The sequence below is a fragment of the Vibrio sp. CAU 1672 genome, assembly GCF_029223195.1.
GTDB lineage: Bacteria > Pseudomonadota > Gammaproteobacteria > Enterobacterales > Vibrionaceae > Vibrio.
The window spans coordinates 20,947-27,349 of record NZ_JARHUF010000036.1; the positions used below are offsets into that span (position 1 = coordinate 20,947).

The following is a 6,403-nucleotide window of genomic DNA, read 5'->3' on the forward strand; positions in this document are numbered from 1 at the left end:
AACATCATAACCACCAGGTACAATGGCTTTTCATTTACTCAATAGATGATTGATATGAAGATGGAAAATCGACAACGTAGCGGATTCGGCTACTTTCTTTACGGACTGCACCTGGCACTGTCTCCCAGAATTCGACGCTATGTCATTCTGCCATTACTGGCTAACCTGATTCTGGTTGGCGGCGCTATCATCTACCTGTTTTCCAACCTCAATATCTGGATAGAAAGCTGGCTCGGGCAGTTACCGGAGTTTCTTTCCTGGCTGAGTTACATACTCTGGCCAGTTCTGGTGATCACCATACTCGCGACCTTTTCCTATTTCTTTAGTACCCTGGCCAACTTTATCGCCGCGCCATTTAACGGCCTGTTGGCAGAAAAAGTGGAAGAGACACTGACCGGGCAAAAAATCAATGACGATGGCTTAGCGGCGCTGATAAAAGATCTCCCGCGTGTGTTGGCTCGTGAATGGCGTAAGCTGCTGTACGTGCTTCCCAAAGCCCTGGGATTATTCATTTTATTACTTATTCCCGCCCTGGGCCAAACCCTGGGGCCCGTACTGTGGTTTATTTTTACCGCCTGGATTCTGGCAATCCAGTACTGTGACTATCCGTTTGACAACCACCGAGTCCCGTTTAACGAGATGCGTTACAAAATGAAACGAAAACAACACAAAGCCTATGGCTTTGGCGTGTTGGTATCGGTATTCACCACAGTCCCTATACTTAACTTAATTGTTATGCCGGTTGCGGTGTGCGGCGCAACGGCAATGTGGGTTTCGGAATTTAAAGACTAACCATCCTTTTTGATGAGCGGCTCCGGGTGTTAAGCTGGAGCCTCATATCTTATAACTTTTTAATCCTTTTCCCTTTTTTCCATACAGCATATTCTTCTAACATATTCACTAGCGTGTAATGAAGGAACATCACTATGAGCAAAATCTACGAAGATAACTCACTTACTATTGGTAATACGCCTCTGGTTCGCCTGAATAAAGTCAGCAAAGGTAATGTATTAGCAAAAATCGAAGCGCGTAACCCTAGCTTCAGCGTAAAATGCCGTATCGGTGCCAACATGATTTGGGATGCAGAAAAACAAGGCAAACTCAAACCGGGCGTAGAGCTTGTTGAACCAACCAGTGGTAATACGGGTATTGCGCTGGCGTTCGTAGCAGCCGCTCGTGGTTACAAACTGACTCTGACTATGCCAGAGTCAATGAGCCTTGAGCGTCGCAAGCTACTCAAAGCGCTCGGTGCAAACCTTGAACTCACTGAAGCCGCCAAAGGCATGAAAGGTGCGATTGCCAAAGCAGAAGAGATTGTTGCCAGTGATCCGGAAAAATACTTGCTGCTACAGCAGTTCGACAACCCTGCTAACCCGGAAATCCATGAAAAAACTACCGGACCTGAAATTTGGGATGCAACTGACGGTGAAATCGATGTGCTGGTTTCTGGCGTAGGAACAGGCGGTACCATCACCGGAACCAGCCGCTACCTAAAAGGTGAAAAGGGTAAAACCATCACCTCAGTGGCTGTGGAGCCGGCTGAATCTCCGGTGATCAGCCAGGTGCTGGCAGGTGAAGAACCACAACCTGCACCACATAAAATCCAAGGCATTGGTGCTGGTTTTATTCCTGGCAACCTGGATCTGGACCTGCTTGACCGGGTAGAAACGGTTACCTCTGAAGAAGCGATCGAAATGGCCCGTCGCCTGATGGAAGAAGAAGGCATTCTTGCCGGCATCTCTTCTGGAGCGGCGGTGGTTGCAGCAAACCGCATCGCAGAACTTCCTGAATTTGAAGGAAAAACCATTGTAACCGTGCTGCCGAGTTCCGGTGAGCGTTACCTCAGCACAGCCCTGTTTGCCGGCATATTTACCGACAAAGAGAATCAGCAGTAATATGTGGTCAAATCAAATTTTCGTTTAAAAAAGCCCCGTTCAGGGGCTTTTTTGTTGATCCCTGCCTCACCTTTGGTAATATCAGGGTGTTTTATTTCTAGCTTCAAAATAAAAGAAGCAAGTTAAAAAGGTTTCTATGTGATGGCGTGAGCATTTAGTTGCGCAATCACTAAACTTTTGACTAGTATCAGATTTGACACGCTTTGAACTCTCCCGTGCTAGCGCACCAGATACAAAGCAGGTAATCTAAACCTGGTCACAACTAACAAAAAATACATTTATTGGGGTATATCACATGTACGAGAAGCAAGTAGAAATCACTGCAGAAAACGGCCTTCACACTCGTCCAGCTGCACAGTTCGTTAAAGAAGCAAAAGCATTCGATGCGGACATCACTGTGACTTCTAACGGCAAGAGCGCTAGCGCTAAGAGCCTATTCAAGCTACAAACTCTAGGCCTAGTAAAAGGTACTCAAGTTACTATTTCTGCTGAAGGCCCACAGGCGCAAAATGCAGTAGACCACCTAGTTGCTCTAATGGATCAACTACACTAATCCGGTCTCCTATTTCGAAGCCATTTTGTGAAAACAAAATGGCTTCGTTGGAAATAGACTCAAAACTAAGCTAAAACTATTCGTTAGCACACCCATTATTCTCCCGTTTTATAAAGTTGACCAAACTTAAGGTAAAGCTATGATTTCAGGCATCCTAGCATCTCCTGGTATTGCAATCGGTAAAGCACTACTACTTCAAGAAGATGAAATTGTCCTAAACACTAACACTATTTCTGACGATCAAGTAGAAGCTGAAGTTCAGCGTTTCTTCGACGCTCGTAATAAATCTGCTGCTCAGCTAGAAACTATCAAGCAAAAAGCGCTTGAAACGTTCGGTGAAGAAAAAGAAGCGATCTTTGAAGGTCACATCATGCTTCTTGAAGATGAAGAGCTAGAAGAAGAAATCCTAGCACTTATCAAAAATGACAAACTGAGTGCAGATAACGCGATTCACACCGTTATCGAAGAGCAGGCATGTGCTCTTGAGTCTCTAGACGACGAATACCTAAAAGAGCGTGCAACTGATATCCGTGACATCGGTTCTCGTTTTGTTAAAAACGCACTAGGTATCAACATCGTTTCACTAAGTGATATCGACCAGGAAGTTATCCTGGTGGCTTACGACCTAACGCCATCAGAAACTGCACAAATCAACCTGGACTACGTGCTTGGTTTTGCGTGTGACATCGGCGGTCGTACTTCGCACACTTCAATCATGGCTCGCTCTCTTGAGCTTCCAGCTATCGTTGGTACTAACGACATCACTAAGCAAGTGAAGAACGGCGACATGCTGATTCTTGATGCGATGAACAACAAAATCGTTATCAACCCATCTGAAGCTGAACTGGAAGAAGCAAAAGCAGTTAAAGCAGCGTTCCTGGCTGAAAAAGAAGAGCTGGCGAAACTTAAAGATCTGCACGCAGAAACCACTGACGGTCACCGCGTAGAAGTATGCGGTAACATCGGTACCGTTAAAGACTGTGACGGTATCATCCGTAACGGCGGTGAAGGTGTTGGTCTGTACCGTACTGAATTCCTGTTCATGGACCGCGATGCGCTACCAACTGAAGAAGAACAGTACCAAGCGTACAAAGAAGTTGCTGAAGCAATGAACGGTGAAGCTGTAATCATCCGTACTATGGATATCGGCGGCGACAAAGATCTTCCGTACATGGACCTTCCAAAAGAGATGAACCCGTTCCTGGGCTGGCGTGCAGTACGTATCAGCTTGGATCGTCGTGAAATCCTACGTGACCAGCTACGTGGTATCCTGCGTGCATCTGCACACGGTAAACTACGTATCATGTTCCCAATGATCATCTCTGTTGAAGAAATCCGTGAGCTTAAGAAAGCTATCGAAGAGTACAAAGCAGAGCTACGCGCTGAAGGTCATGCCTTCGACGAAAACATCGAAATCGGTGTAATGGTTGAGACTCCAGCGGCAGCAGCGATCGCACACCACCTGGCGAAGGAAGTGTCTTTCTTCTCTATCGGTACCAACGACCTGACTCAGTACACGCTAGCGGTTGACCGTGGTAACGAGATGATTTCTCACCTATACAACCCACTATCACCAGCAGTACTTACAGTGATCAAGCAAGTTATCGATGCTTCTCACGCTGAAGGTAAGTGGACTGGTATGTGTGGTGAACTAGCTGGTGATGAGCGTGCAACACTTCTACTTCTAGGTATGGGTCTGGACGAGTTCTCAATGAGCGGCATCTCTATCCCTAAAGTGAAGAAAGTTATCCGTAACTCTAACTTCGCCGAAGTGAAAGCAATGGCTGAAGAAGCACTTTCTCTACCAACAGCAGCAGAAATCGAAGCAGTTGTAGAAAAGTTCATTGCAGCAAAAGCACAATAATCACGTGAACTAGTACCAAGATATTCAGTACGTAATGGCCATTAGACGGTAAAAATAGTCGTCTAATGGTCTATATTGGTATAGTATAATTCGACAGAATAAAACCAAACCTTAGGAGCATGACACAATGGGTCTGTTTGATAAACTTAAGAAGCTTGTATCTGATGACAGCGCTGATGCTGGTGCAATCGAAATCATCGCGCCACTATCTGGTGAAATTGTAAACATCGAAGATGTGCCAGATGTTGTTTTCGCTGAGAAAATCGTTGGTGATGGTATCGCTATTAAGCCTGCTGGTGACAAGATGGTAGCTCCTGTAAACGGTACTATCGGTAAGATCTTTGAAACAAACCACGCATTCTCTATCGAGTCTGACGACGGCGTAGAGCTTTTCGTTCACTTCGGTATCGACACTGTTGAACTGAAAGGTGAAGGCTTCAAGCGTATCGCTGAAGAAGGTCAAACTGTTAAAGCTGGCGACACTATCATTGAGTTCGATCTGGCTCTTCTGGAAGAGAAAGCAAAATCAACTCTGACTCCTGTTGTTATCTCTAACATGGACGAAATCAAAGAGCTGAACAAGCTTGCTGGTTCTGTAACTGTTGGTGAAACGCCAGTACTACGTGTAACTAAGTAATTACCACTTAGTCGAACCTAAAAAAACGCTGCCATTGGCAGCGTTTTTTGTTTTTCAACTAAGTAAACCCAACGCCTCACGTGGTCTCTGTTTAGCTTGAGCCAGCAACGCTGTTGTTGCATCTTGCAATACTTGAGATCGCACCATCTCGGTAGACTCACGCGCGAAATCCGTATCGCGGATCCTACTTTTAGAAGCAGTCACACTAGAGTTGATGCTGTTTAAGTTATCCATCGTACCGCTGATACGATTCTGGAAACCACCTATTTCACTGCGGTGAGAGTCCACATACCTAAGCGCCGCATCCGCTACACTCACGGCAAGCTGTGCCCCACCAACCGTGGTCATATTAACATCATCAACGGTGACTAACTGTCCCGGCTTCACATCCAGCTCTGTGGCTAAACTACCCTCAATATCAACGCCCTGCGGTGCGTTTAAACTAGCGGCAAAAAATTGCAGCTTACGCTCCTCGGTAACCGAAGCGTTCACTACCGATTGCCGGGCGTTAATGTAGCTGGTAACCTGTTCCAGATTATCTCCGGCTTTGAGCTCAATTGTGGTCGTGGATTGCTCTCCGCCAGCATCTAAGTAATGGAGTTGAAGGTGACTATTTGTTTTATCGACCTGCCAATCTGCATCCACCGCCTTCCCCGACAGATAGTGATGCCCGCCCATTTGCGGCACATCGGTACGCAGATCCTTTAGCGTCAGGGAAATTGAATTAACATCCGCACCGATCAGGAAACTCTGCGATCCATAAGAACCATCAAACAAGTGTTTACCGGCGAACGTGGTCGTCACCGCCACTCGATCTAGTTCGTCTTTGAGAGCATCGACTTCATACTGCAGACTGTCACGATCGGAAGAACGCACGACGCCGTTTGCCGCCTGCAACCCCAGATCTCGCAATCGCTGCAACATTTCGCTGCTCTCATGTAATGCCGCTTCCGCCGTCTGCGCGGCGGAATACGCACTATTAGCATTACTCAGGGCGACATCAAGCCCTCTTGTCTGCGTATCAAGAGTATTCGATATCTGCAGGCCAGCAGCGTCATCGCTGGCTGAGTTAATACGATAACCCGATACCAAATTGCGCTGCGATTCCACATTTTGCTCAGCGGCATGATTGAGATGCCGCTGCGTCATCATCGCAGCGACATTAGTATTTAAAGAGATCATCTAATCGATACGAACTCCTTGCACTAGCACTGCTCTATCGGTAATACCGAAAAAAGCCAGGGGTTAGCCTGGCTTTTGAGCAATATCGTCATACCCGGGTGACATCAAAGTGTCTTGTTCACCACCAAAGCCACTCAGGGAGAAATTAACCCAGCAGACTTAGCGCTGAGTTTGGCGCTTGTTTTGCTTGCGCAAGAATTGAGCTTGACGCTTGCGACAGAATCTGTGATTTGGTCATCTGAGTCGTCTCTTTAGCGAAGTCGGTATCTTTA

7 protein-coding genes are annotated in these 6,403 nt (G+C 46.5%); 5 read left to right on the top strand and 2 right to left on the bottom strand.

The features are described 5' to 3' along the window. Positions 1-54 precede the first annotated feature (54 nt). The 5 genes from cysZ to crr all read left to right on the top strand — a co-directional run bounded on the left by cysZ (position 55) and on the right by crr (position 4,949). On the top strand, positions 55-792 hold the full coding sequence (gene cysZ, locus P2G85_RS19970; protein ID WP_275865819.1) for a sulfate transporter CysZ: 738 nt from the start codon (positions 55-57) through the stop codon (positions 790-792). 134 nt (positions 793-926) lie between these two features. After that, the gene (gene cysK, locus P2G85_RS19975; protein WP_275865820.1) at positions 927-1,895 is read left to right on the top strand and encodes a cysteine synthase A; all 969 of its coding nucleotides are present in this window, start codon (positions 927-929) and stop codon (positions 1,893-1,895) included. A 295-nt stretch (positions 1,896-2,190) separates the two neighbouring features. Next, positions 2,191-2,448, top strand: a complete 258-nt coding sequence (locus P2G85_RS19980; protein ID WP_275865821.1) for an HPr family phosphocarrier protein — start codon at positions 2,191-2,193, stop codon at positions 2,446-2,448. Between the two features lie 139 nt (positions 2,449-2,587). Next, positions 2,588-4,312, top strand: a complete 1,725-nt coding sequence (gene ptsI / locus P2G85_RS19985; RefSeq protein ID WP_275865822.1) for a phosphoenolpyruvate-protein phosphotransferase PtsI — start codon at positions 2,588-2,590, stop codon at positions 4,310-4,312. 127 nt (positions 4,313-4,439) lie between these two features. Continuing rightward, complete coding sequence (crr, locus tag P2G85_RS19990; protein ID WP_275865823.1) at positions 4,440-4,949, top strand: PTS glucose transporter subunit IIA; 510 nt, start codon at positions 4,440-4,442, stop codon at positions 4,947-4,949. Positions 4,950-5,003: 54 nt separating this feature from the next. On the opposite strand, the gene P2G85_RS19995 is transcribed toward crr, so the two are convergent. Then, entirely contained in the window at positions 5,004-6,131 is a 1,128-nt protein-coding gene (locus tag P2G85_RS19995) for a flagellin (RefSeq protein WP_275865824.1), read from the bottom strand. A 145-nt stretch (positions 6,132-6,276) separates the two neighbouring features. Continuing rightward, positions 6,277-6,403: flagellin (locus P2G85_RS20000; protein ID WP_267135723.1), on the bottom strand; the 127-nt coding region annotated here is incomplete at its 5' end.

Bases quoted from the DNA above. Each gene is read 5' to 3' on its own strand.
- cysZ (WP_275865819.1), top strand. From the start codon at position 55: ATGAAGATGGAAAATCGACAACGTAGCGGATTCGGCTACTTTCTTTAC.
- cysK (WP_275865820.1), top strand. From the start codon at position 927: ATGAGCAAAATCTACGAAGATAACTCACTTACTATTGGTAATACGCCT.
- P2G85_RS19980 (WP_275865821.1), top strand. From the start codon at position 2,191: ATGTACGAGAAGCAAGTAGAAATCACTGCAGAAAACGGCCTTCACACT.
- ptsI (WP_275865822.1), top strand. From the start codon at position 2,588: ATGATTTCAGGCATCCTAGCATCTCCTGGTATTGCAATCGGTAAAGCA.
- crr (WP_275865823.1), top strand. From the start codon at position 4,440: ATGGGTCTGTTTGATAAACTTAAGAAGCTTGTATCTGATGACAGCGCT.
- P2G85_RS19995 (WP_275865824.1), bottom strand. From the start codon at position 6,131: ATGATCTCTTTAAATACTAATGTCGCTGCGATGATGACGCAGCGGCAT.